Origin of the sequence: Streptosporangium sp. NBC_01755, assembly GCF_035917995.1 — a bacterium.
Classification (GTDB): domain Bacteria; phylum Actinomycetota; class Actinomycetes; order Streptosporangiales; family Streptosporangiaceae; genus Streptosporangium.
On the sequence record NZ_CP109131.1, the window covers coordinates 1,829,495 to 1,851,186 of the forward strand.

Consider the following 21,692-nt stretch of genomic DNA (forward strand, 5'->3'; position numbering starts at 1 on the left):
AGACAGATGCCGGCCACGGCATCCCGGCAGACGTCAAGGGCCTGACGACTTCGGAAAAGTCGTCAGGCCCTTGAGAGATCGGCGAAGGATCGGTCACTGGGCGGGCAGGACCGCGCCCTTGTACCTGTCCTCGATGAACTTCCCGACCTCGGCGCCGGCCAGGGTCTCGGCGAGCTTCTTGATCCGAGGGTCGTCCACCTTGGCCGGGACGGTGACCAGGCCGTTGGCGTACGGGTTGCCCTCGCTCTTCTCCAGGAGCAGGGAGTCGGCCGCGGGCTGCAGGCCGGCCTCCAGGGCGTAGTTGCCGTTGACGATCGCGGCGTCCACGTCCTCCAGGGAGCGGGGCAGCTGGGCGGCCTCAAGGGGCTTGAACTCCAGCTTCTTGGGGTTGTCGGCGACGTCGCGCTCGGTGGCCTTGACGCCGACCCCCTCCTTGAGAGTGATCAGGCCGTTGTCGGCCAGCAGCTTGAGCGAGCGGCCGAGGTTGCTCGCGTCGTTGGGCAGGGCCACCTGGGCGCCCTCGGCGAGCTCGGAGACGTTCTTGATCTTCTTGGAGTACAGGCCGAGCGGCTCGACGTGGACCGGGGCGACCCAGCTGAGCTGGATGTTCTTGCCCTTGGAGAACTCCTCCAGGTACGGGACGTGCTGGAAGTAGTTCGCGTCCAGGTTTCCCTCGTCGAGCTGGATGTTGGGCTGGACGTAGTCGGTGAACTCGACGATCTCCAGGTTCAGCCCGGCGGCGGTGGCGAGGTTGTCCTTGACGTACTTGAGCACCTCGCCGTGCGGCACGGGGTTGACCCCGACCTTGAGCGGGGTATCGGCCTTCGGCGTGCCGTCGGCCGGCTGGGCCGTGTCGGTGGACGCCCCCCCCGCATCCGGCAAGGGTCCCGGCCAAGATCAGTCCGGCCACGATCCCAAATATCCTGCGCATAATTCTCCCCCAGATTCCCCGTACAGCTGGTAGGAAATATCTCACAGAAGCAGATAAAGGGACAAATCATCACTTATCACGCAAAGCCAGCATCTGCGCGATCTGCGCTGTACGCGAGACAGCGACGCGTTTCGCCATCTCGGTGACCTCGGCGTGCAGACCGGTCACGACCTCCACCTTGGCCATCTGGGAGGCGTCGTCCTGCTGGGCGATGAGCATGTCGAGGAACCTTCTCTCGAACTCGGCCGGGGGCGCCGCGGTGAGCGCCGCCACCTCCTCAACCGCACGCTTCATCAGATCTCCTTGACAGGCCGGGGAGGAAAGCCGGACACCGGGCCGACATGTTCGGCCGCGGAGTCCTTCTGGGCGGGGAGTGGTCGACACCGACCCCTGAAAGCGGCGGAGCGGTCGACACCGACCCCCGAAGGCGGCGATGAGCCCGGCCGGGGCGGCGACGACCGCCCCGGCCGGATTTCAACGGGTCAGACGCGCTGCCACAGGGCACCGACGTTCGGCGGCTCCCAGCCCGCCAGCGCGGTGTGCCCCTGCAGGCACCGGTAGGTCACGCCGCCGTAGGTCACCGTGGCGCCCGCCGCGTAGGTGGTGCCCGCCTGCCAGGTGCCGCCCGGCTGGCTCGTCGGAGTGACTGTCGGAGTAGAGGTCGGGGTCTGTGTGGGAGTCACCGTCGGCGTGGGGCTGGGGTTGCCGCCCCCGCCGAAGCTCACGTCGGAGCAGGTTTGAACTCCTCCCCGGCCTGAAGACCGGAGATTCTCCCGTCGCGTCGCGGTTAAGCGGCGCGCGGGGGTTGACGCTTCGCAGACCGGGTAACCCCGAGGTCTCCACGTCCTAATGGGAGCTACCGGTTCTGCTGTTCGGGCAGACTCGGTGCCTGGTAGCTGCTGGTGAGTGAGCACTCCCTCGTCCTGGACCATGAGTCCTGGTGTCAGACCGTGCCCTCACCGGTGGCAGGTCTGCGACGTGCCCGGGGCTGCCACCTTCACCACCATCCCGCCGCGATCACGGGTTTTGTACTCCAGCAGGGTCACGGTGCGAGCCCAGGCCTCCCCGGCGATCGAGCGGTTCAGCCCGGCCTTCTGCGCGACGTTCACGCCGGGGACCTCGACCGTGCCCCTGGCCGACGGCCTGGACCTGCACGTGACCGACCTCGACGCGATCGACGGCAGCCCCGTCTACGATCTGGCGCCGTACTTCAGAGAGATGGGTCCGCGCGGCGAAGTACGCGAGCCCAGTTGGCCTGGCGAGATGCTCAAGAACTACTGGGACGACCCGCGGAACTGAACGCGGTTGTGTGGACGACGTCAGCGGGGCGCGCGGAGGCCGGGCGCCACGTGCGTGACGCCCGGCCTCACGGTCGGGTCCGGTCACCGGTTATCGGGTCGGTTACCGGTTGCCCGTTATCGGTGGGACCCGGCTACCCGATCAGGTGCTTCATGATCTTCTTGATGGTCGCGGCGCGCTCGGCGGGACTGGCCACCTGCTCCAGGCCGAAGCCGAGGAACACGCTGTCCTTCGTCGAGACGGCCGCCGTCCTGTCGGCCTGCACCCTGGCGAAGTCACCCGCGCCCGACGGGCTGCCCTGCGGCGGCCCGGGGATCGACCAGGCACCGAGACCGGACTCGAAGCCCTCGGCGCTCAGCTGGCCACCGGCCGTGGTGACCCTGGTGTCGTCCACGAACGCGCCGACACCGCCGGTGCCGGGGTCGGTCACGTAGCTGATCGACACCTCGACCTGCTGCCCCGCGTACGCGGACAGGTCGAAGGCCACCTGCTGCCAGCCGCCGGAGTCGCCGGTGAAGGCGTTCCAGGAGCCGCTGGTCCCGGTCGCCGCGCAGGGGCTGCCCGGCGTCAGGTAGCGCAGCAGCCACGGGTGTTCGTCCAGCAGGAAGCCGGCCTCGCACTCGGCCGGGACGCCCGTGGAGGTGCCGCCGTTGAGGTCGGGCAGGGTGGTCCAGTTGTCCTGGCCGACCGTGTGCGCCTCGACGACGACGTTGTCGTACCCCTCCTCGGTGTTGAACGAGAGCTGGAACTGGAGCCTGGGCTGCTGCGCGGCGGGGACGGCCGCCAGGTCGATCGTGCGCGTCAGCCTCATGTACGCGTCGTCGGTGTGCGGTCCGGCCGCGTACCAGCCGCCCTCGACCGGGTCGAACGGCCCGGTCGCCCCGATGTACTCGGCCGAGGCCGAGCTCTTGAACTGCGGGAACCTCGCGGGCGGCAGCTTGTCGCTGGTCACCTGGAGGTTGCCCGCCTCGTCCAGCGGGTTGTCGGTGACCGCCGGGCCGCCGAAGGTGCCGCTCGTGCCGTTCAGCCCGGTGCCGGTGCCGGTGAACCCGGACGGCCCGACGCGCGGGTTGCGGCCGTAGACGCCGAGGTAGTACTGGGCGAAGTCGTCGGCGAGGATGAGGCACTCCTCGAAGAAGCCGTCCGTGCTGGTGATGACGCAGTCGGCGTCCGGCGCGCCGTCCAGGCCGTAGTAGATGCCGCCGAGGCTGGTGCCGAAGAAGCCGAGGTATCCGGCCGTCTCCCCGGTGTAGAGCAGCTTGCCCCCCTCGTTGAGGTAGTCGCGGACCGAGATGGTCAGGTCCTGCTGCTCCCGCTTGACGTCCATGTCGGGCAGCGGGCCGAACGGGGTCTGGGTGGCCACGTCCTGGGCGTCCATCGCGAGCCGGTCGTCACCGAGGTACCAGGCCACCGCCTTGAAGTGGCTGAGCACCCCGAGGTGGTGCGGCACGCCCTGCGCGTCGACGTCCCACGTCTCGGAGGAGTACCCGGCGCTCTGCAGCGCCTGCCTGTACTGCGCGGCGTACTTCGGCGCGGTCACCGACGCCGGATAGTCCGGGTTGAACCCGGTGTAGTCCTCGTTCGCCACGATCAGCACCTTGGCGTTGGACTTCTTCTCCAGCTTGTAGGTGAAGTGCCGGCTCTCCACGGTGCCGGTGCCGGTCTTGTGGCCGGTGAACCAGACCTCGACGCTGTCTCCCGGCCTGGCGCCCTCCACCTTCGCGCGGTACTCGGCGAAGTACTCGTCGTTCTCGTCGCCGTACCGCTCGCCGCCTTTCCACTCGGTGAGCCCGCGCAGGCGCACCGGGCCCCCGTTGATCCGGAAGCGCAGCTGCTTGGCCGACAGGGAGCGCCGCGCGGTCACGGCCACCGGCTGCGGGTCGCCGTACGAGACGGTGAAGCTGTCCGGCCTGAAATCGGGGACCGTACGCCCCACCGGGGAGACCGGGTTGTCGGGGGTCTTCACGGACTTGGCGAGGGCGAGGGCGAGCGGGACGTTCTTGGCGAACTCCGCCTGGATCAGCGCCTCACTGTCGGGGAAGGTGAAGCCCAGGCCGCCCGCGCAGTCGGCGAGCGTCCACTCGTCGTCGGGGACGCTCTCTGCCGCCACCTCGCAGGTGGTCATCTCCGGTGTGATCGCCAGGGCGCCGCGCTTGTTGGTCATGTGGCCGTCGGTCTCGCCGTTGGTCGTGTAAAGCTCGGCGCCGATGTCGGGGTCGTAGCCGGGGACGGCGGGCGTCGCGTCGTCGCCGAGCAGGGCCTCGAAGATCAGATCGTCGGGAGAGGGCGTGGCCTGCTGCCAGCCGACGCCGTACAGCAGCAGCTGGGCCGCCGAGTGGTAGTTGAGCACGTAGCTGAAATCGACACGCTTGGCGAGGGCGTCGACGGCCTTGGTCTCGGGCTCCGACTGGGCGTTCGGGCCTCGGTAGACCGCGCTGGCCGCGTTGTCCGAGGAGCCCTCGTTGTCGTAGCCCCACTTGTAGGCGAAGTTACGGTTCAGGTCGACGCCGTCGGCGCTGGTGATCTGCCCGTCGCCGTTGTTGTCGCGGAGGTTCTTGCGCCAGAGGCGGTTGCCCGCGGTGAAGGTGTGGTCGTAGCCGTCGGGGTTGGACACCGGGATGAACCAGAGCTCGACGGTGTCGACCAGCTGGGTGATCTCGGGGTCGACGCCGTAGCCGTTCAGGTAGTGGAGCAGGAGCCTCCGGTTCATCTCCGGGGTGATCCACTCGCGGGCGTGCTGGGCGGACATGTAGAGCACCGCCTTGCGTGCCCCGTCCCTGAGCTGCCGCGCGTTCTTGGTCACCTTGATCGCGGTGAGCGGCTGCCCGTTGATCGTGGTGCCGAGGTCGACGACCTTGGCGATGCCGGGCTTGGCGTTCGCCGCGTTGACGATCTGCTCGCGGATGCCTCCCGCGCCGCTGTACGGCTTGAAGACGCCGTCCCCCTTGGCCGCCTGTCTGCTCGACGCCGCGGCCTGCTGGGCCTTCAGGCCGAGGCCCTCCCGGCGGAGCTGCTCCACCTGGGCCGCCCCGAGGACCGCCTCGACGAGAAGCCTCTGGCCGTTCACGGACTTGGTGATCCGCAGTTCCTCACGGTCGACGCCCGACTTCAGCAGCACGTCCAGCTGCCGCACGGTGAGTTCGCCGACGTAGACGTGTACTCCGTCATCACCGGCCGGCGGATCCGGTACCGCCGCCGCGGGCGTGGTCACGATCAGGCTCAGCAACAGGACCGTGATTGCGAGAATGACCAATCTCGCACGTTTCATGGCAACCTCCGCACATCCCCCGAAGAACAGGAATGCCCGTAATCTGCGCGGCGGCCGGATCCGAGTCAACGGCAATCCTTGCCACCGTTCCGCTCTGACCACATATGGTCAGAGCGACATTTAGGCCTTACTTCACCGCGAAGGACATGCAGGGCGTGAAGCTCTCCCTGGTCAGCCGGGACATCAGGCGATCCGCCCCAGGTCCGCCGGCCGGACGGCGCCGCGAAGCGGCAAGCCCCGCGCCAGGCGAGTCCCAGCCCGACCGCGAGCCCGAGGCCGACCCTCACCGTGACCGCGACCGTTACCGCGGCGCCGCCCGAGAGCGAGACGGAAACCGCCGCCCGGTTCCCCCGGGGAGAGGCCGTGCACTACCGGGAACACGCGATCGAGCTCGGCGTACCCGCAGAGGCCATCATCGTGGAGCCCCGTGCCCGCAACACCGGCGACAACATCACGCTCTCCCGCCGGCTGCTGGAACCCCTCGGGGTGGACTCCGTCCTGCTGGTCTCGAAGCCGTACGCGGAACGCCGTGCCTTCGCGACCTGCCGCAGGCTCTGGCCCGAGGTGGACGTCGTGTGCGCCTCCGACCCCCTCCCCCTGCCCGACTACGTGACGACCATCGGCGATGAGCACCTGGTCATCGCCATGATCGTTGGATCCGGATGATGACACAGTGCGGTTCGGCTGCGTCTGCGACGACGACATATTCAGCTATACCCAAGATCCCACCCTTGCCGAGCGGAACTCTGCGCTGTTGCGGCCACTGGACAGAAGCCGTATGTCCGGAGAGATCGCCTCTTGTCTCGTTGATCTCAACGGACAGCGCGGCGATCATTGAGAACAACGTCGGGCTGATCTGGGGATCCGACAGGAGTTCCGCGACTCCCTCGGAGAAATAGCAAGGCCATCCCTCCTCGTCGGACTCACTCAAGGGGCAAACCCTGCCGCTCTCTGCGAGCAAGGACATCCGCGAGAGTGGCGACGGGCAAGGTGCCCTCCAGCGCGGCCTTGCGAATCTGGTCGGCCTTGGGATCAGTGTCGAGCATCGCCTCGCACCACCAACGGCGCAGGATCGCCTCTGCCTGGTCCAGGGGTGCCATACCGAGCTCGCGATAGAACTCCATCCGCCGACCGCCTTGAAGGGCGGTGGAGATCCCGTCGACGGTACGCGGCACCCGAGGCTCCCCAGGAACGTGCGGGTGAACAGGCTGAGCGCTCATACCAGTGAGGATAGCCGCAGGGAAGGTGCCGCAGCGGGAAGAGACCACATGAACCTCAGTAGTAAGGCCTCTGAACAGCCAATTGGCTGTTCATGGGCGATCTCGGCCGCGCCCGTGAGGTTGTCGTTCGAGCTGCCGACGTAGCGGTACACGGTCTGGACCGGTAGTAGAACGGGGCCGAACACGCTGAGGTTGATCGTTTTGAGTGTGCCGTCGGGATAACGGAGGCGCAGTTCGTCCAGCATGCTGTTGCCCGGCACACCGGCCAGGAAATCCGAGTGCGTTGACGAGGCCGTGGACCTTGTGGATTGCCTCCGTTGCTCATCGCAAAGAGATCTCTCGTGGCCTTCATACCTTGTTATGGCGGTGCACAGCCGCCGAGGCTTATGATCACTCTTGCACTGCTCTCGTCACCTCACCCCCCTCCGGAGTTCGAGCACATGGATGATCCTCTGATCCCCTGGCGCGGCGACCTGGCCGCGAAGATCCAGCCACATATTCCGCACGCGGCGCGGATCTGGAATTACTGGATGGGCGGCAAGGACAACTTCGAGGCGGACAGGGCGGCCGGCGACGCAGTCGCCGCGGTCTACCCCCAGATCGTGACGATGGCGGCGCAGTCGCGGAAGTTCCTCACCCGGGCGGTGCGTCACCTGGCCGCGGAGGCCGGAATCGACCAGTTCCTCGACATCGGCACCGGCCTGCCGACGATGCAGAACACCCACGAGGTGGCTCAGCAGGTCACGCCGCATGCGCGGATCGTCTACGTCGACAACGACCCCATGGTGCTGGTGCACGCCAGGGCGCTGCTGCGCAACACCACTCCGCAGGGTGTGACCGCCTATGTCGACGGTGACTATCACGAGCCCGAGTTGATCCTGGAGGACGCCCGCAACGTCCTGGACTTCACCCGGCCGATCGCCGTGATGTTCATGGGCGTCCTCGGTTATGTGGAGGACTTCGCGGTGATGCGCTCCATCGTCTCGCGCGTCATGGATGCCGTGCCCTCCGGCAGCTACCTGGTGCTCTGGGACGGGACCGACACGGGCGAGGCGGTCAACGAGGGCAGTGAGAAGCTCGCGGAGAGCGGAGCCGTGCCGTACTACCTGCGTCGGCTCGACCAGCTGGCCGAGTGCTTCGCGGATATGGAGCTGGTCGAGCCGGGGTTGGCGCCCATCACACGCTGGCGGCCCGACACCGACGACTCGCCCTGGATCGACGCGCACGGGGCTGTGGCGCGCAAGCCGTAGCCCGCCGACCGGGCCACGCTGCCGGGGCCGACGTCGGTCAGGCCAGGGCCAGCAGGCGGTCGCACTCCTCCAGCAGGCGTTGGCGGAGTGGAGCGGAGCGTTCGGTGAAGGCGCGCTGGGCGGTCGCGTACTCTGCGCGACCTTCGGCGGTCTCCACCTGGATCGGCCGGTAGCCCAGGGCGCTCAGGTCGTACGGGCTGGCCCGCATGTCCACGATCCGGATGTCGCGGGCGAGCGCGAAGCAGTCGGCGACCAGTTCGCTGCCGATCAGCGGCGACAGCTTGTAGGCCCACTTGTAGAGGTCCATGTTGGCGTGCAGACAACCCGGCTGCTCCAGCTCCCGCTGGCGTTCGCGGGTCGGCTGGATCACGTTGAGCGGGCGGGCGGGGGCGGTGAAGAACCGGAACGCGTCGAAGTGGCCGCACCGCACTCCGCGCTGGTCGACGACCTCCTCGATCCCCTCGGGAGAGAGCCGGAGCGGGAAGGAGGAGTGCCGGATCTCCGCCTCCGGCGTCCGGTAGACCATCGCCCACTCGTGCATCCCGAAGCAGCCCAGGTAGGGCGGACGGCTCGCGGTGGCGGCCAGCAGCTCCCTGGTCCAGCCGATCGCGGCCGTGCGCTGCGGCAGCACCAGCCCAAGGTCCAGCACCGCACCCTGCTCGCAGTCACGGTAGTTCGCCCCGAAGGAACTCGCCCCAGCCAGGACCACATCGGCCCCCGGGTGCCACCGCAGCAGGCGTCCCGGCCGGAAGCTGTAGTAGGTGAACAGGAAGTCCTCGACCGGATGGGCGACCCGCTCCTGGCCGCGGCGCAGATGCGGTTCGAGCCAGGTTCCGACCCGATCCCGGTGCGCCGAGGCCCGGCGCCGCCACTCCTGCTCGCTCAGCACTTCCATCCCCGCATCGTAGGAAAACCCAGCCGGTGAGCGGTAAACGGGGACTCTTCCGGTATCGCCGCTCGCGACCGGTCCATCCCGCTGAGCGACCGCCCGGCGATACCGTCGAGGAGCCGGCGCAGGCCGCGTCCGCGATCGTCCCGGTCCCGCTGATCCCCCGCCGCCGGCCTCGGACGGGGACGGCCGGGTGGTAAAGAGTTCGAACCACGCCGGTAAGTCTTCACCGCCGGGCGCATGGAAGGCGCCGATTGACCGATGAAAGAATGACGGGAAGCGGCGCGGGGCGACCCTCTTCGCCAGGACCGTGGGGAAGGCAATACCCGGGGTGAATAAATGAAAGCCGGATCCGGTGCGATCGGGCCGGGCTTTCTGACCGCACATCGTCGGATATCCAGACTGGCCACGAAAGGCCGGCGGCCGATCATCGCCACCAGATCCGGACTGGGCCGATATTTCGTATTATTACACCCTAAATACCCTTATAGATCTTCCCGACCATCCGCACCCCCCGCCCGCGCCGGTGGTGACCACGTGGGAGCGGAAGGCCCTCGACAGGCGGCCGATCTGCCCGGAGGTCCGCGCCGGCGGATCCGGTCGTCAACGCCTCCGCGGAACCGGAGGGCTGCCACAACCGCTTTCCCCGGCATGACCTGCCGGTGCGCTCCGCGGTCGAATACCGGACCCTTTATCCGAGCACCGGGCCGGGGCGAGAATCACCGCGATCCGGCTCCGCGGCGGGAAAGTACATCACCGGATACGCTGACGTACCCCCGGTATTTACGGCACAATCAGGGAGCCTGCCGAGTGGCGTTGAGAACGACGTTAATCTCCAGTGAGGTTTCATGGTTGTAGTGGCGGTTGAGAGCGCGTCCGGTCGCGGGACCATCAACATCGAGATCGACGAATTCGAAGCGAATGATCATGCGTCGATCTACGACGGCGACACCCGGGGAGCGTTGGAAAAACCTCTGGTGATCGGTCGCCACCTGTTCAGCGAGGCGATCCAGATGGTGACGGACTGCGCTTACGAGGTGGGCGACCAGATCGGTGCCATGGCGAAGGAGGCTCGTCCCGACGAGTTCGAGATGCAGCTCGCCGTGAAGGTCGACGGCAAGGTCGGCGCGAAGATCGTGGAGTTGGCCTCCGGGGCGCAGCTTCTGGTCACGCTGCGCTGGAGGAAGCCGGCTCCATGACCGAGGTGCGGATTCTGCCCTACAGCCACGTCGTCGGACAGGCGGACCTGCGCCGATGCCTGGAGCTGGCCTTCGTCGCGCCGGGCATCGGCGGCGTGCTGGTCAGCGGCGAGCGCGGCACGGCCAAGTCGACCACGGTGCGGTCCTTCAGCCTCATGGCCTACGGCGGGCTTCCGGTCACGCTGCCCATCAACGCCACGGAAGACCGCGTGCTGGGCGGCTGGAGCATCGACGCGCTGATGACGGGCAGGACCGAGCGGCAGCCGGGTCTGCTGGAAGCCGCCGACAAGCAGGGTCTCCTCTACATCGACGAGGTGAACCTCCTCGACGACCATCTGGTCAACATCATCCTGGACGTCACCTCGACCAATGTGCTCGTGGTCCACCGGGAAGGGCTCGACCGGCCGACGATCGCCGTCAAGTTCACGCTGGTCGGCACCATGAACCCGGAGGAGGGGTGGCTGCGCCCGCAGCTTCTTGACCGGTTCGGCCTGCTGGTGCCGGTCAGCGCCGAGACGGCGGTCGAACAGCGGCACGAGATCCTCCGCACGGTCCTGCGGTTCGAGGAGGAGATCGCCAAGCCGGGCTCCCCGTGGCTGGAGAAGGGGGCCGAGCAGGACCGGGAGATACGGAGGCGGCTTGACCTGGCCAAGACGAGGGTGGGCAAGGTGGAGATGCCGGACGAGATCCTCGGCCTCTGCTCCCGGATCTCGGCGAAGTTCGAGGTGGCCGGGCACCGCGGCGAGAAGGTGATGGCACTGGCCGCCAGAGCGCGGGCGGCGCTGGAAGGACACCGGATCGTCACCTCCGGCGACGTCCGCGCGGTCGCCGAGTTCGCCCTGGCGCATCGCCTTCCCGAGGCGGTGTACGGCGAGTCGATCAAGTGGACCGCCAAGGAGCGAGACCAGCTGGACACGATCATCCTGGGGTAACGATGGCCATGCCGACCGCGTCGCGAGTGAGGTACGCCCTGGCGTGCGCCGCGCTCGACCCACGGCTCCGCGGGGTGCTCCTGTTCGACCTGGAGCCCGCCCTGCTGCTCGACATCGGGCACTGGCTCGGCTCGCTCCTCGGGAATCCCCACCCGTACGTGCTGGGAACGTCGGCCGTCGCGGACAACGCGTGGATCGGCCTGTCCTCCAGGCCCACGTTCGGCGTCTCTCCGGGACCCCTGGTCGACAGCCCCGGCGCCCCTCCCCTCACCGTCCTCGTCTCCGATCTCGCGAAGCTCTCGCTCACCGGGCAGCGGGCCGCGATCACCCTGCTGGACGCCGACGTGGCCCACCTGGAGCGCGAAGGGCTCAGCGTGACCTGGGCGCCACGGACCCGGTGGGTGGCCGGCTGCGCCCGCGCCGACGTCGGCCGGATCCCGCCGCATCTGCTCGACCGCTTCCCCCTGCGCGTCGACGCCTCCGGGCTCCCCGCGGATCTGGAACCCCCAGCGGAGAAGTGGCGCCACGCGCTGGCCGGAGGCCGGCTGGCGACTGTACCCGACGAGGTGTCCAGAGGGGTTCTCGGCCGTACCGCGAGGGGCACGGCCGGTGCGCGCCGGGACCTCGCCCTCGCCAGGATCGGCCGGGCGCTGGCAACCCTCGACAGCCGTACCTGGACCACGAACGCCGACGTCGAGCAGGCGGCGTCACTGCTGCGCCTCCCCCCACCACTCGATCGGGGTCACCGCGACGACTCCGGGGGCGGCGTCGCCCGCGGGCGGCACGATCCCGAAGAGGGCGGCGGAGCCGGAAGGCGCGGCGGGAAGGAGCCGTCCCCCTCGGCGCGAGCGGACGGGTTCAACGTCGCGGCCCCGGCTCCCGCCCAGCCGCTCGCTCCGGGCCCCGTCTCCCCCGCCGACCCCGGCGGCCCCTACCCCGAGGACGACACCGAGCCGGAACGAGACCCGGGGTCGCTTCGCTCGCAGACCACGCGGCACTCCTCGTCGCGGCCGAGCCACGGCAGGTCCATCGGGTCACGGCCGGGCGCCTTCGGCGACCTGGCGATCGTCGCCACCATCCTCGGCGCCGCTCCCCTGCAGGCCGGGCGGTGTGAGGATCACTACTCGCGCCCGCCGCACCCCCTGCACCTGATCCCGCCGGACCTGAGGGTCCATCGCCGTAGCGCCGACCCGGCCAGGCTCCTGGTCCTCGTCCTCGATCACACCTGCAGGGCGGGCTGGAACTGGCTCGACGCCCTGGCCCCCTACCTGCAGTGGGCCTATACCGGCAGGGCCGGCGTCTCCGTGATCGAGGTCGGCGCGGCGGGCGTCGCCAACGAGCTCCGCGCCCAGCGGTTCAGCGCGTCCAGCCTGCTCGACCCTCGGGTCGTACGAGCCCTGGAACGGCCCGTGGGCCGCTGCACCCCACTCGCGCACGGACTCGACCTGGCCGTCGAGACACTGCGCCACCGGCTCCACCTGGGGAGGGTGCCCGCCGACGACGTGCTGCTCGTCATCGTCACCGACGGGCGCGGCAACATCCCGTTGCGCGCGAGCGCGACGGGCGAGCTGCCCGACCGCGTCGGCAGCGAGGGAGTGGAGGACGCGCTGGCGATGGCACGAGAACTGAGCAGGATGAAACGGATCCACGCCGTCGTCCTCGATCCCGGCCCCAGACCGGGCGCGGCTCTGACCCGCGCGCTGGCCGAGGCCTGCGGCGCCCGGCTCCAGCAGGGTGGTGAGCCACGGTGAACGGCATGCCGAACGGGCTGCGCAGGGCACTACTCAGCGGCGGACGTCCCTTCAACCCGCGCGCCGCCGGCCCCCCGCGGGCACAGGCTCCCTCGAAGGGGGACCCCGGGGCGGCGGAGGCACGGGTTCCGCCGGTCGGCGGCGCCGGGGCGGGAGTCACCAAGATGGCCCCCCTCCCCCCGGCCCCCATCGATCCCACCGCCGGTCTGCCCCCCAGGACCGCCCGCCTGAACGTGTGGCGGGAGAGCGGCACCGGCAGGGAGAGCTACGGACTCGCCGGGGTCTGCTGCTGCGGCATCGCGCTCACCTACCAGAAGCAGCCGCAACAGGTGAAACCTTCCAGGCTGACCCTGGGAGACCTCATCCACGGCGGCGCCGGCGGGGAATCTCCGACCAAGACGTTCCTGCGCCTCATCAGCTGGTCCAAGGACGCCAGCGAGGGTCTCAAGGGCTTTCTCTCCGAGATCCGCCGGGCGCACGGCGACGACGTCCGTATGATCATCGAGGATGTCACGGGCTACGACCTCCCCTGGGAATTACTGCGGCACCGCGACAGGGGCCTGGCCGGTGAGTGGCTGGGCGCGCTGTTTCCGATCGCCCGCTCGGTGGGGACACCTCCCTCGGCGGTGACCAGATGCACCGGCGAGATCCTCGCTTATGTCGCTCCCGACATGGCGGGCGACCGTGCCCTGCTGGATCGATTCCCGATGCCCACCAGGGACGTCACCCTCAAGGGCCTGCTGAATCTGCTGGACGCGGAGGGCGGCCCCGTCTCGCTGGTCTACGTGGCCTGCCACGGAAGGTACGGGAAGACCGGCACACCCCACTCCGGGACAGAGATCAAACTCATCGAGGGCTCTCGCGGCTCGAAGCGCGGGATCAGCCTCCGCGAGATCCACGCGCACGACCTGCTCCGCCTGGAACAGACCGGCGGACTCGTCTTCCTCAACGCCTGCCACTCCGCCAGGGAAAAGGTCGACCCCGACCTCGACAACACCACGCTGCGCAGCTTCGCCAGGGTCTTCCTCGACGCGGGGGCCTCCGGGTTCATCGGGACCATGGGAGAGGTCGGCCGGGAGCACGGGTACGACCTGGCGAAGAGCCTGCTCGACGCGTTCACCGGGAACCCCGGCACGCCCGTGGTCGTGGCCCTGCGCGACTATCGGAGAAAAGTCGCGGCCCCGATCGTGGGCGTCCCCGGTGAGGACGACGAGGAGGCCGCCGCACAGCTGCTCCCGTTCTTCTACGCCTTCATGTACGCGTACTTCGGAAGCCCGGAGACCACCCTGGGGCCGGCGCCGCGCGAGGAGACCCGGTGAGTCCGCCCACCATCCAGCTGGAGCCCCTGGTCAGCTGGCCCCGGGCCATGACAGTGGGCCAGGAGTACCTGGTCACGGTGGATCTCAGGCTCGCGCGGCCCGGCGACGAGTGGCCGTACCGGGAAGAGGAGTTCGCCTTCAGCTGCATGCTCGACGGCGGGGAGCGAATCGCCGTCGAGTCGGTGGACGACATCTCGGTGATCCTCCACCGGTTCGGTGGCACGTACGGGCCTGCCCGGTTCGTCGTGACCGCGCGGGGAGACGCGGGGGATCACGAGCTCCGGCTCAGCCTCAGCACCCAGAGGGGTGCCACCGTCAGGACCGACACCCTGCCCGTGCGCATCACCGCGCTCGCGTCCGGAGCGGAGGATCGTCACGTCGATTTCCAGGCCGTACCCGGGAAGCCCTGGCCGGGGAACCGGTCGGGAAAGGAGGGGACCTGGGTCGCCGCGATCCATCGGGGAGACGATCCGGCGCCGGTGGGCGCCGGAGTGTTCGTCGGCGAGAACCGGGTGCTGACCTGCGCCCACGGCATCCCGCCCGGTCGCCGGACCGCGGACCGGTTGTGGGTGACCTTCCCCAGGGCGAACGGGCCGACGCGCCGGTACGGCGCCTCGGTGATCTCGGGGGCGGGAGCCTCGGGCGCCTCGGGTGACCTGGCGGTCCTGCTGCTCGCGGAGACCCCCTCGCCCCAGGTGGTCGCGGCGCCCGTACGGCTGGACGAAGTGGACGACCTGGTGGGGCGGCGGTGGTCGGCGGTGGGGCTGCCCGACGACGAGGGCCGGAGCGTGATCGTCAAGGGGGTCATGGACCTCGCGCCCGCCCATGGGAGCGTCACGCTGACCACCGACCCCGGCCATCGGCTGGATCCCGGCCTCAGCGGCGCCGCGGTGTGGTCGCCGGGCTACGGAGCCGTCATCGGAATGGTCACGAAGGTCGGCGGGCCGGGCAGCGGTGTGGCGATCACGATGCGAGAGGTGAACGCGCTGCTTCCCGGCCAGCTCCCCGAGGCGCGTGGCAGGAGAATCGGCGGCCAGGGCTGGAAGAGCCGCCTGACCCCGCAGGTACGCACCGGCGTCGTGCCGGAGGTACGCACCGGCGTCGTGCCGGAGGTACGCACCGGCGTCGTGCCGGAGGTACGCACCGGCGTCGTGCCGGACCACGACGACGGTGTCCCGCCGCGTCCTGACGCCGGACTGCTGGACAGCCTGCTGGGCGACCAGGCCGGGCAACCCGCTCCCGCCCGGCGGGAGCGGGCAGATGTGATCTTCGCCATCGAGATGTCCGGGAGGGACGAAGCCGTCCTGCGACGTCGGCGGCTGACGGCGGCCACGATCGAACAGCTGATGGCCAGATACCCCGGCGAGGTGAACGTGGCGGTCATCGGCTACACCTACCACGACTACAACCGCCGTGGCGACGGGCGCCGGCCCGTGGTCAGCGGCTCCTGGCTGGAGCCCGCGGAGGACGCTCTGGCCTCACTGGCGAGTCTGGAATCGACGTCGGTGAGCTTCCCGGGGGCGGCACCCCTGGAAGACGCCCTGCATCACATCGAGCGCCGCCTTTCCCCCGGCGACCCGGGCCACCCCGTCGTCCTGCTGGTACTGGCGAGGCAGCCGCCCCATCCGGTCAGGGCCAGCCGCGACGCGGCGCTCCCGTGCCCGAACCGCTACGACCACCGGGAGCTGACCGATCGGCTCGCCGATCGCGGGGTGCGCCTCATGACCGTCACCGACGACGCACCCGGCCGTACGTCCCCGCACCTGCGAAGGCTCGGTGTCGATCACTCCGTGGAACTGCGGCGGGCCGATCCTGCCGCCCTCGTGGACGCGATGGCCATACAGCACGTCGCACCCGCCAGGAGAGCGGCGCCCACCCGCAGGATCACGGCCGAGCACGGTGCGGTGCCCGAACCCGGCCGGCGCGTGCGCCGCGTTGGGCTGCTGGGCCCCGCGGGCAGCGGTAAGACGACCTTTCTCGGCGCGCTCAACATGGCGGTCATGCGCCACGACGCCGGCCTGTCGCTGCTGGGCGCCGACAGCGCGGCGACCGATCGGCTCGTCGCACTCACCGACACGCTGGTACGGGGACGCAGGTTCCCCCCGGCGAACATCACGCTGGATGGCACGGAGCTGACATTCCGGGGAAAGCGGCTGTCCCGGGGCTTCTTGGGAAGGCGCCGCGAGACCGACTTCACTCTCCATCTCAGCGTCATGACCACCTCCGGCGGGCAGCGCGAGGACATGGCGCGGTGGCTGGCCGGCTGCGATGACCTGGTCTATCTCTTCGACCCCCTCGGTGAGTCGGGGTGGGACGACGCCTCCGGCTTTTTCCTGGGCACGCTGCCACAGCTCGGCCCGCACCTCGACGCGGCCGGCCGCCTACCGCACCGTCTCGCGGTCTGCCTGACCAAGTTCGACGACTTCAAGGTGCTGGAGACGGCGAAGCGGCTGAGGCTGCTGGCCACCGACCCCGAGGATCCCCTCGGGTTTCCCCTGGTGACCGACGATGACGCGAAAGAGCTGTTCCAGCAGCTGTGCAGGATATCCGGGGCCACGGACATGGTGCCGAATGCCATCGCTCGTTTCTTCCATGAGGACCGGATCAGATACTTCGTGACCTCGTCGATCGGCTTCTACGTCAGCCCCAGGAACGAGTACTTCGACATGGACGACTATCAGAATCTCGTTCCGGCGGAGTCCGGACCCGCGGGCGGCCAGCCGGTCTCCGGCACCGGGTACAACACCGAGGCCCGGATACGCGGCGAAGTACATCCGATCAATGTGGTGAAGCCGTTCCTCTGGCTGGCACAGCCGTGAGAAGGACCGGTCTCCTTTCCAGGATCTAAGCGCGCTTGCGGTACGTGAACCCGAGGCGGCGCAGGAGTGAGGGGTCGGCGTCGGGCTCCTCCGGCTTGGGAACGCGCGTCCACGACGGGTCGGCAGGCTCCGGGGTGTCGTGCTCGGCCTGGAACTTCTCGAAGGTCTTTGCAGTGATACCCCCCTGGCTGAGAAGCGCGCGGAAGACGAGTTGGGTGAGCAGCCGGTGGGCGGGGGCGTCGCACAGCAGTGCGAGCGCGGCGAGCAGCGGCACCGACAACACCTCGGCGTGAGAGGTGAAAGCCTCCCGCAACTCGTCGGAGTCGAGGGATGCGCCGTAGTCGGCCACCAGCAGGACGAGGCACCTCTCGAACTGGCTGTCCACGTCGGTCCCGTCGAGCCGCCCGATCGCGGCCGTGAGCCGTGCGCGGCCTCGCAGCGCCGCGCCGATGGCGGCCCGCTGGCGAGGCTCGGACCAGCGGGCCGCGAGCTCCGAGCACACGAGCCGCACCACGGGCGCGTCGATCGGCTCCCGCTCCCCCGCGTCGACCAGTTCCCCGACGGACAGCGACGCGAGGACCGGCGCGGACCGGCGCGGGTCGAGGCGGCCGGCGAGCCTCAACGTGACGGTCGGATCAGCCGCCGGCATCCGGGACAGCGCGGTCAGCAGCCGTGCGGGGATCGGATCCACGTCCGCAAGGATCCGGTCGAGCCCGTCGACGGTGAGCTCGGGCCCGTAGGCCACGCTCAGTACCAGATCGTAGAGATGCTCCTGAACCGCCGGGACCAGGGCGGGACTCGGGACAAGGAGGCCGCGGTCGCTGACGATATTGCGCCGGCGGCGCACGCTGCCGTTCACGGCGGCCGAATCCCGCAGCGCGTCGAGCCGGGCCAGGTGACCGGGGATCAGGCCTGCCTGCCCGTACTCGATGCTGTCGGCGCAGGCGATCAACAGGTCGTCGATCGACGTGGGGGAGGGCTCCGCGCCGGACTCCGCGATCGGCAGGACGGCCGCCAGGGTCTCCGTGGAGAACGCTCTCTGCTCGGTCTCATGGGAGAACCGCGCGATCAGCCCGGCGAGCCCTCTCTCTTTCCTGCTCGTCAGCATGTCGTGATACCGGTGGGCGACGTCGTGGCTCTCGGGAATGCTCACCTCCTGCCTCCAGACGATGTTGAACGCCTTCTCCGACGGGTACTCGGCGAAGAACAGCCTGCTCCGGTGCTCGGCCGCGAGAGGTGCCCAGGTCGAGGCGATCAGCTTGGTCCTGAAGCCGTACGGGAGCAGCGCGGCCACCGTGTCCAGGAACCGGAGCCGGTCGAGCAGCGACGCTCCGCCGCCTTCGACGACGCAGACCCGCTGCCCGGTGAGCAGGAGGGCCGCCGCGCCCATGGCGGTCTGACCCACGGCCGCGGCGGTGGCCTCGACGTCCAGTGCCGGTGGGTCGACGACGAGCGGGGCACCGTCGGGCGGCAGTGCCTGACCCTCCAGCGCCCGATAAAGCCGCTCGTAGGAGACGGGGCCGAGGGCGGCCTGCGCGTAGGGCACGCAGAAGCAGCGGGTGACCGCTATTCCCCGGCCCAGCCCGTCGTACGCGCCGGACCACTCCTGGACGGCCAGGAAGATGTGCGCGGCCTCGCCGGCGCCCGCCCTGGCGATCGTCACCTGGGGGAGCTCCCTGGGGGTCGCCTTCGCGTATCGGTCGACGAGCTGGGAGAAGCCTGAGCGGCCGATCCGTCCCTGGCTGCAGGACAGGACGTCGTGCGTGTCCTTGCTTCCCGGAGGCACGCCCCACAGTGCCCACTCGGCTGTTATCAGCATGACCGGCCGCCCGCTCAGGAACCCGGGATGCGCGGGATGAGCATGAAGAACTCCACCAGCGCGATGATCGCGAGCACGATGATCGCGAAGTACAGGGTCAGGGTCGGGACGAGAGGTTTGCCCCTGTTGCCCCGGCGCCGGTGGCCGAACCACCTCTTCCGTGGGGGATCGGCGGCGGTCAGATGGCTCATGCCGGACTGGGATTCGAGCAGCCGCTTCTCCACCTGCTCGACGATCTCGCGCTCGAGCCCCGAGTCGCGCACGAGGTTGATGACGGACTTCTTCAGAGCCTCCCCCGCGCCCGTACCGAACCGGAACACCGCGGCGGCGACCAGCATCGCCGACCGTCCGCCCGGTGAGCGGAAGACCTCCTCGAACGCCTTGGGGTGTAGTTCCTGCCCGTAAGCCGCCCCCAGCAGATCGCAGAGCCGGTCGAACTGGGCTCGGTCCCCTGCCGGATGAAGCGCGCTGAGCGCGTCGGTGAGGTAGTGGTGCTCGCGCAGAGCCTCGGCGATCTCCGGGTCCTCGGCATTGCCACCGCCCCGCTTGACGAGTTCGTCACAGGTGATCTTCACCACCCGCATGTCGTAGGGCCGCCGCGCGGCCACCGCGACCAGTTCCCTGGTCTGCAGCGGCCTGAGCGTCTCCTCCAGCTCCTCCCGGCCCAGTTCGTACGCCGTTTTCATGGAGGCGACCGGATCGGGAGGGGGCCTGCGAACGATCGCCGTCGTCGCCGCCCTGGCCGGCTGAACCACACTCTGGGTGGTCCCGCCCAGCTGCGCGGGCGTGTCCGCCAAACCGTATCCGGCCATCCGGATCACCGCGTGCAGAAAAGCCTCCAGCTCCTCGGGCAGGCTGTCTTTCGGCAACAGCAGCTGCCGGTCCCTGATGATCTTCTGGTAGCGGGCCCGCTCGGCATCCGAGATCGTCAGCCCAAGGCTCGTGACGACGCCGTCCAGCCTGGCGAGAACGTCCCTGATCTCAGCCGTCCTCCCGCGTTCGAGGACATCGGCGCACTCGGTCAGCAGCCCTTCCACCGTCTCCTGGGCGGCGGGCACCTGAGCGGGCACTTGAGCGGGCGGCTGTGCGGGCGGCTGTGCGGGCGGGGGCATGAGTGCCGGTAGGGGCGAGGGGTTGAACCCCCGGAGCAGGTCCAGCACGCGGGATCTACCGTTCTTGCCGAACGTGAGCGGTTCGGTCCGCGCGGCGAGCCAGTCGACCAGCTTGGCGTCCGGAGCGTGGCGCCCCAGCAGGGTGAGGTAGCGGTACGCGTCTTCCTCGTGACGGGGGATCTCCGCCAGTTGTCCCCAGGCGACCGGGTACGTCCTGGCCGGGACGTGCTGAGTGAACGCGAGCCTGATCTTGTGGTCGGCGGTGCTGCTGGCCCAGGTGGACGCCGTCAGCCTCGCGCGCATACCGTACGGGAGCAGCGCGGCCACCGTGTCGAGGAATCGCAGGCGCTCGATCGTCGGAACGGCCTCGCCGTCCACGACGCAGACGTGCTGACCGGTCATGAGCAGCGCGGCCGTGGTCATGGCCGTCCCGTCGATCCTCGCCGCCACCGCGCCGGAGTCGAGCGTGGGAACGGGGACGACGAGCTGCCTGTCCGTGGTCAGCGAGCACATCCCGAGAACGTGGTAGAGATCTTCGTAGGACACGGGGTGGGGAGGCTGGGTGATGCGGGCGTACGGCACGCAGAAGTAGTGGGTGCGGGCGATCCTGCGATGCCGCCTGTCTTCCTCGTCCGACCACGTCTGGATGGCCAGGACCAGATGCGCGTCGTCACCGCTGCCCACCCACGCGGTCGTCACCTGGGGCAATTTCTCCGGGGTGCCGATCGTGTAGACCGTTCTGATCTCCTCGAAGTCGTCGCGGCTGAGCAACCCCTGGCTGCAGGCGAGGATCTTGTAGTCGTCACCGCTGCCGGGGAGCTTCCCCCCCACCGCCCATTCGAACGGCAGTTGCACCGTGCTCATCGGCCAGTCCTCCTGATCGGCTACGGCACGGAAATCCGCTGCCCGAGCCAGAGCATCGGCTCCATCACATTGATCGGACGCACTTCGCCGCGTATCCGAATCTCGGTGTTGTACCTGGTGTCGGAGACCGGTTGACCGTCCGCCGGCTTGGACACCGTCGGGACAAGGTTTTGATAATCATCCATGTCGAAAAGCTTGTTCCTGGGGCCGACGTAGAAACCAATCGACGAGGTGACAAAGTACCTAATTCGGTCTTCACGGAAAAATCGCCCAATAGCATTCAGTACCATATCCGCGTTTCCGCTGGCCGATACCCTGCACAGCTGCTGGAACAGCTCTTTCGCGTCCTCGTCGGCCACCCGGGGAAAACCGAAGGGATCCTCGGGGTCGGTCGTCAGCAGCCTCAGCCGCTTCGCCGTCTCCAGCACCTTGAAGTCGTCGAACTTGGTGATGCAGACCGCGAGATAGTGCGGCAGCCTGCCGTCGGTCACCTCGGACCCGGCGATCACCTGCTCGGCGAGCTGGGCCAGCACCCCGTAGAGATATTCGAACGCGTCGCCGTCCTCGTTCTCCCTGATGGGATCGAAGAGGAAGAGGATGCCCCTGCTGTGCACCAGGTTGCGGAGCAAGTCCTGCTGGGAGGCGCGACCGCCCCCTTCCTTGTCGCCGAAGGCCCCGCCGGGCGGGTCGAGCGGATTGATGCCGATCTTGAGGGCGCGGGCCATCCTCGACCTGCGGAACCAGCGTGCACGCCGACGCTCGGGCTGCCCGACCAGGAACCAGTTGTAGTTGTCCAGACCCTGTGTCGCCGGAGGGAACACCTTGTCCCGCGACAACGCCGTGGTCTTCTCCGTCAGAAAGCTGGTGGACTGGGCATCCGCGCCCACGATGCTCCAGTTGCCCTCCTGGCGGAGCAGGGCGATGTTGAGCGCGGCGAGAAGCGTGGTCTTACCACTGCCCGGAGCACCCCACATCGCGATGTTGGGCAGCGAACGCCCGGATCCGGCCTCGGGAGCCATA

General features: G+C 69.0%; 19 protein-coding genes. 8 read left to right on the forward strand and 11 right to left on the reverse strand.

Annotation, left to right across the window (positions count from 1 at the left end; all coding sequences use genetic code 11):
• Positions 1-93: 93 nt before the first annotated feature.
• From OG884_RS08240 to OG884_RS08255, 4 genes are all read right to left on the reverse strand, one after another.
• Positions 94-882 carry a MetQ/NlpA family ABC transporter substrate-binding protein gene (locus OG884_RS08240; protein WP_326643764.1) on the reverse strand — a complete coding sequence of 263 codons (789 nt, stop codon included), beginning with the start codon at positions 880-882 and terminating at the stop codon, positions 94-96.
• Positions 883-1,000: 118 nt separating this feature from the next.
• The gene (locus OG884_RS08245) at positions 1,001-1,225 is read right to left on the reverse strand and encodes a DUF305 domain-containing protein (RefSeq protein WP_326643766.1); all 225 of its coding nucleotides are present in this window, start codon (positions 1,223-1,225) and stop codon (positions 1,001-1,003) included.
• Positions 1,226-1,413: 188 nt separating this feature from the next.
• Positions 1,414-1,656 (reverse strand): carbohydrate-binding protein, encoded by a 243-nt coding sequence (locus tag OG884_RS08250; protein WP_326643768.1) that lies wholly within the window; start codon positions 1,654-1,656, stop codon positions 1,414-1,416.
• Between the two features lie 231 nt (positions 1,657-1,887).
• Positions 1,888-2,040 (reverse strand): zinc ribbon domain-containing protein, encoded by a 153-nt coding sequence (locus tag OG884_RS08255; RefSeq protein ID WP_326643770.1) that lies wholly within the window; start codon positions 2,038-2,040, stop codon positions 1,888-1,890.
• A gap of 16 nt (positions 2,041-2,056) precedes the next feature.
• Between OG884_RS08255 and OG884_RS08260 the strand changes: the two genes are divergently transcribed.
• Positions 2,057-2,230: a hypothetical protein gene (locus tag OG884_RS08260; RefSeq protein WP_326643772.1), complete on the forward strand. Its 174-nt coding sequence runs from the start codon at positions 2,057-2,059 to the stop codon at positions 2,228-2,230.
• A 133-nt stretch (positions 2,231-2,363) separates the two neighbouring features.
• Here the strand turns inward: OG884_RS08260 and OG884_RS08265 are convergent, their stop codons facing one another.
• The gene (locus OG884_RS08265) at positions 2,364-5,498 is read right to left on the reverse strand and encodes a M14 family metallopeptidase (RefSeq protein ID WP_326643773.1); all 3,135 of its coding nucleotides are present in this window, start codon (positions 5,496-5,498) and stop codon (positions 2,364-2,366) included.
• A gap of 288 nt (positions 5,499-5,786) precedes the next feature.
• Between OG884_RS08265 and OG884_RS08270 the strand changes: the two genes are divergently transcribed.
• Positions 5,787-6,164 carry a YdcF family protein gene (locus OG884_RS08270; protein WP_326643775.1) on the forward strand — a complete coding sequence of 126 codons (378 nt, stop codon included), beginning with the start codon at positions 5,787-5,789 and terminating at the stop codon, positions 6,162-6,164.
• Between the two features lie 257 nt (positions 6,165-6,421).
• On the opposite strand, the gene OG884_RS08275 is transcribed toward OG884_RS08270, so the two are convergent.
• On the reverse strand, positions 6,422-6,718 hold the full coding sequence (locus OG884_RS08275; RefSeq protein WP_326643777.1) for a hypothetical protein: 297 nt from the start codon (positions 6,716-6,718) through the stop codon (positions 6,422-6,424).
• On the reverse strand, positions 6,715-6,963 hold the full coding sequence (locus OG884_RS08280) for a hypothetical protein (protein WP_326643778.1): 249 nt from the start codon (positions 6,961-6,963) through the stop codon (positions 6,715-6,717). Before OG884_RS08280 ends, OG884_RS08275 begins: the two co-directional genes overlap by 4 nt.
• A 195-nt stretch (positions 6,964-7,158) precedes the next feature.
• On the opposite strand from OG884_RS08280, the gene OG884_RS08285 reads away from it, so the two are divergent.
• Complete coding sequence (locus OG884_RS08285; RefSeq protein WP_326643779.1) at positions 7,159-7,968, forward strand: SAM-dependent methyltransferase; 810 nt, start codon at positions 7,159-7,161, stop codon at positions 7,966-7,968.
• A gap of 37 nt (positions 7,969-8,005) precedes the next feature.
• Here the strand turns inward: OG884_RS08285 and OG884_RS08290 are convergent, their stop codons facing one another.
• Positions 8,006-8,863, reverse strand: a complete 858-nt coding sequence (locus OG884_RS08290; protein WP_326643781.1) for a 3-methyladenine DNA glycosylase — start codon at positions 8,861-8,863, stop codon at positions 8,006-8,008.
• 851 nt (positions 8,864-9,714) lie between these two features.
• On the opposite strand from OG884_RS08290, the gene OG884_RS08295 reads away from it, so the two are divergent.
• Genes OG884_RS08295 through OG884_RS08315 form a run of 5 tightly spaced genes read left to right on the forward strand, consistent with a single transcriptional unit; the run spans position 9,715 to position 16,877 of the window.
• The gene (locus OG884_RS08295; RefSeq protein ID WP_326643783.1) at positions 9,715-10,056 is read left to right on the forward strand and encodes a CU044_2847 family protein; all 342 of its coding nucleotides are present in this window, start codon (positions 9,715-9,717) and stop codon (positions 10,054-10,056) included.
• A complete protein-coding gene (locus OG884_RS08300) occupies positions 10,053-10,988 on the forward strand; it encodes an AAA family ATPase (protein WP_326643785.1) in 936 nt (311 codons plus the stop codon). The genes OG884_RS08295 and OG884_RS08300 overlap by 4 nt, the downstream gene beginning before the upstream one ends.
• A 2-nt stretch (positions 10,989-10,990) precedes the next feature.
• Positions 10,991-12,739 (forward strand): hypothetical protein, encoded by a 1,749-nt coding sequence (locus tag OG884_RS08305; RefSeq protein ID WP_326643787.1) that lies wholly within the window; start codon positions 10,991-10,993, stop codon positions 12,737-12,739.
• 5 nt (positions 12,740-12,744) lie between these two features.
• Positions 12,745-14,058: a CHAT domain-containing protein gene (locus OG884_RS08310; protein WP_326646876.1), complete on the forward strand. Its 1,314-nt coding sequence runs from the start codon at positions 12,745-12,747 to the stop codon at positions 14,056-14,058.
• The gene (locus OG884_RS08315; RefSeq protein WP_326643788.1) at positions 14,055-16,877 is read left to right on the forward strand and encodes a serine protease; all 2,823 of its coding nucleotides are present in this window, start codon (positions 14,055-14,057) and stop codon (positions 16,875-16,877) included. The genes OG884_RS08310 and OG884_RS08315 overlap by 4 nt, the downstream gene beginning before the upstream one ends.
• Before the next feature lie 25 nt (positions 16,878-16,902).
• Here OG884_RS08315 and OG884_RS08320 read toward each other — a convergent pair whose 3' ends face one another.
• From OG884_RS08320 to OG884_RS08330, 3 genes are read right to left on the reverse strand one after another with little or no spacing between them, the layout of a single operon-like run.
• Positions 16,903-18,696: a hypothetical protein gene (locus tag OG884_RS08320; RefSeq protein ID WP_326643789.1), complete on the reverse strand. Its 1,794-nt coding sequence runs from the start codon at positions 18,694-18,696 to the stop codon at positions 16,903-16,905.
• Between the two features lie 14 nt (positions 18,697-18,710).
• Positions 18,711-20,672: a hypothetical protein gene (locus OG884_RS08325; protein WP_326643790.1), complete on the reverse strand. Its 1,962-nt coding sequence runs from the start codon at positions 20,670-20,672 to the stop codon at positions 18,711-18,713.
• A gap of 20 nt (positions 20,673-20,692) precedes the next feature.
• The gene (locus tag OG884_RS08330; RefSeq protein WP_326643791.1) at positions 20,693-21,691 is read right to left on the reverse strand and encodes a hypothetical protein; all 999 of its coding nucleotides are present in this window, start codon (positions 21,689-21,691) and stop codon (positions 20,693-20,695) included.
• Position 21,692: the final 1 nt, after the last annotated feature.

Coding starts and splice junctions, on each gene's coding strand:
- OG884_RS08245 (WP_326643766.1), bottom strand. CDS start 1,225: ATGAAGCGTGCGGTTGAGGAGGTGGCGGCGCTCACCGCGGCGCCCCCG.
- OG884_RS08285 (WP_326643779.1), top strand. CDS start 7,159: ATGGATGATCCTCTGATCCCCTGGCGCGGCGACCTGGCCGCGAAGATC.
- OG884_RS08280 (WP_326643778.1), bottom strand. CDS start 6,963: ATGCTGGACGAACTGCGCCTCCGTTATCCCGACGGCACACTCAAAACG.
- OG884_RS08265 (WP_326643773.1), bottom strand. CDS start 5,498: ATGAAACGTGCGAGATTGGTCATTCTCGCAATCACGGTCCTGTTGCTG.
- OG884_RS08305 (WP_326643787.1), top strand. CDS start 10,991: ATGGCCATGCCGACCGCGTCGCGAGTGAGGTACGCCCTGGCGTGCGCC.
- OG884_RS08310 (WP_326646876.1), top strand. CDS start 12,745: ATGCCGAACGGGCTGCGCAGGGCACTACTCAGCGGCGGACGTCCCTTC.
- OG884_RS08275 (WP_326643777.1), bottom strand. CDS start 6,718: ATGAGCGCTCAGCCTGTTCACCCGCACGTTCCTGGGGAGCCTCGGGTG.
- OG884_RS08325 (WP_326643790.1), bottom strand. CDS start 20,672: ATGAGCACGGTGCAACTGCCGTTCGAATGGGCGGTGGGGGGGAAGCTC.
- OG884_RS08330 (WP_326643791.1), bottom strand. CDS start 21,691: ATGGCTCCCGAGGCCGGATCCGGGCGTTCGCTGCCCAACATCGCGATG.
- OG884_RS08320 (WP_326643789.1), bottom strand. CDS start 18,696: ATGCTGATAACAGCCGAGTGGGCACTGTGGGGCGTGCCTCCGGGAAGC.
- OG884_RS08300 (WP_326643785.1), top strand. CDS start 10,053: ATGACCGAGGTGCGGATTCTGCCCTACAGCCACGTCGTCGGACAGGCG.
- OG884_RS08290 (WP_326643781.1), bottom strand. CDS start 8,863: ATGGAAGTGCTGAGCGAGCAGGAGTGGCGGCGCCGGGCCTCGGCGCAC.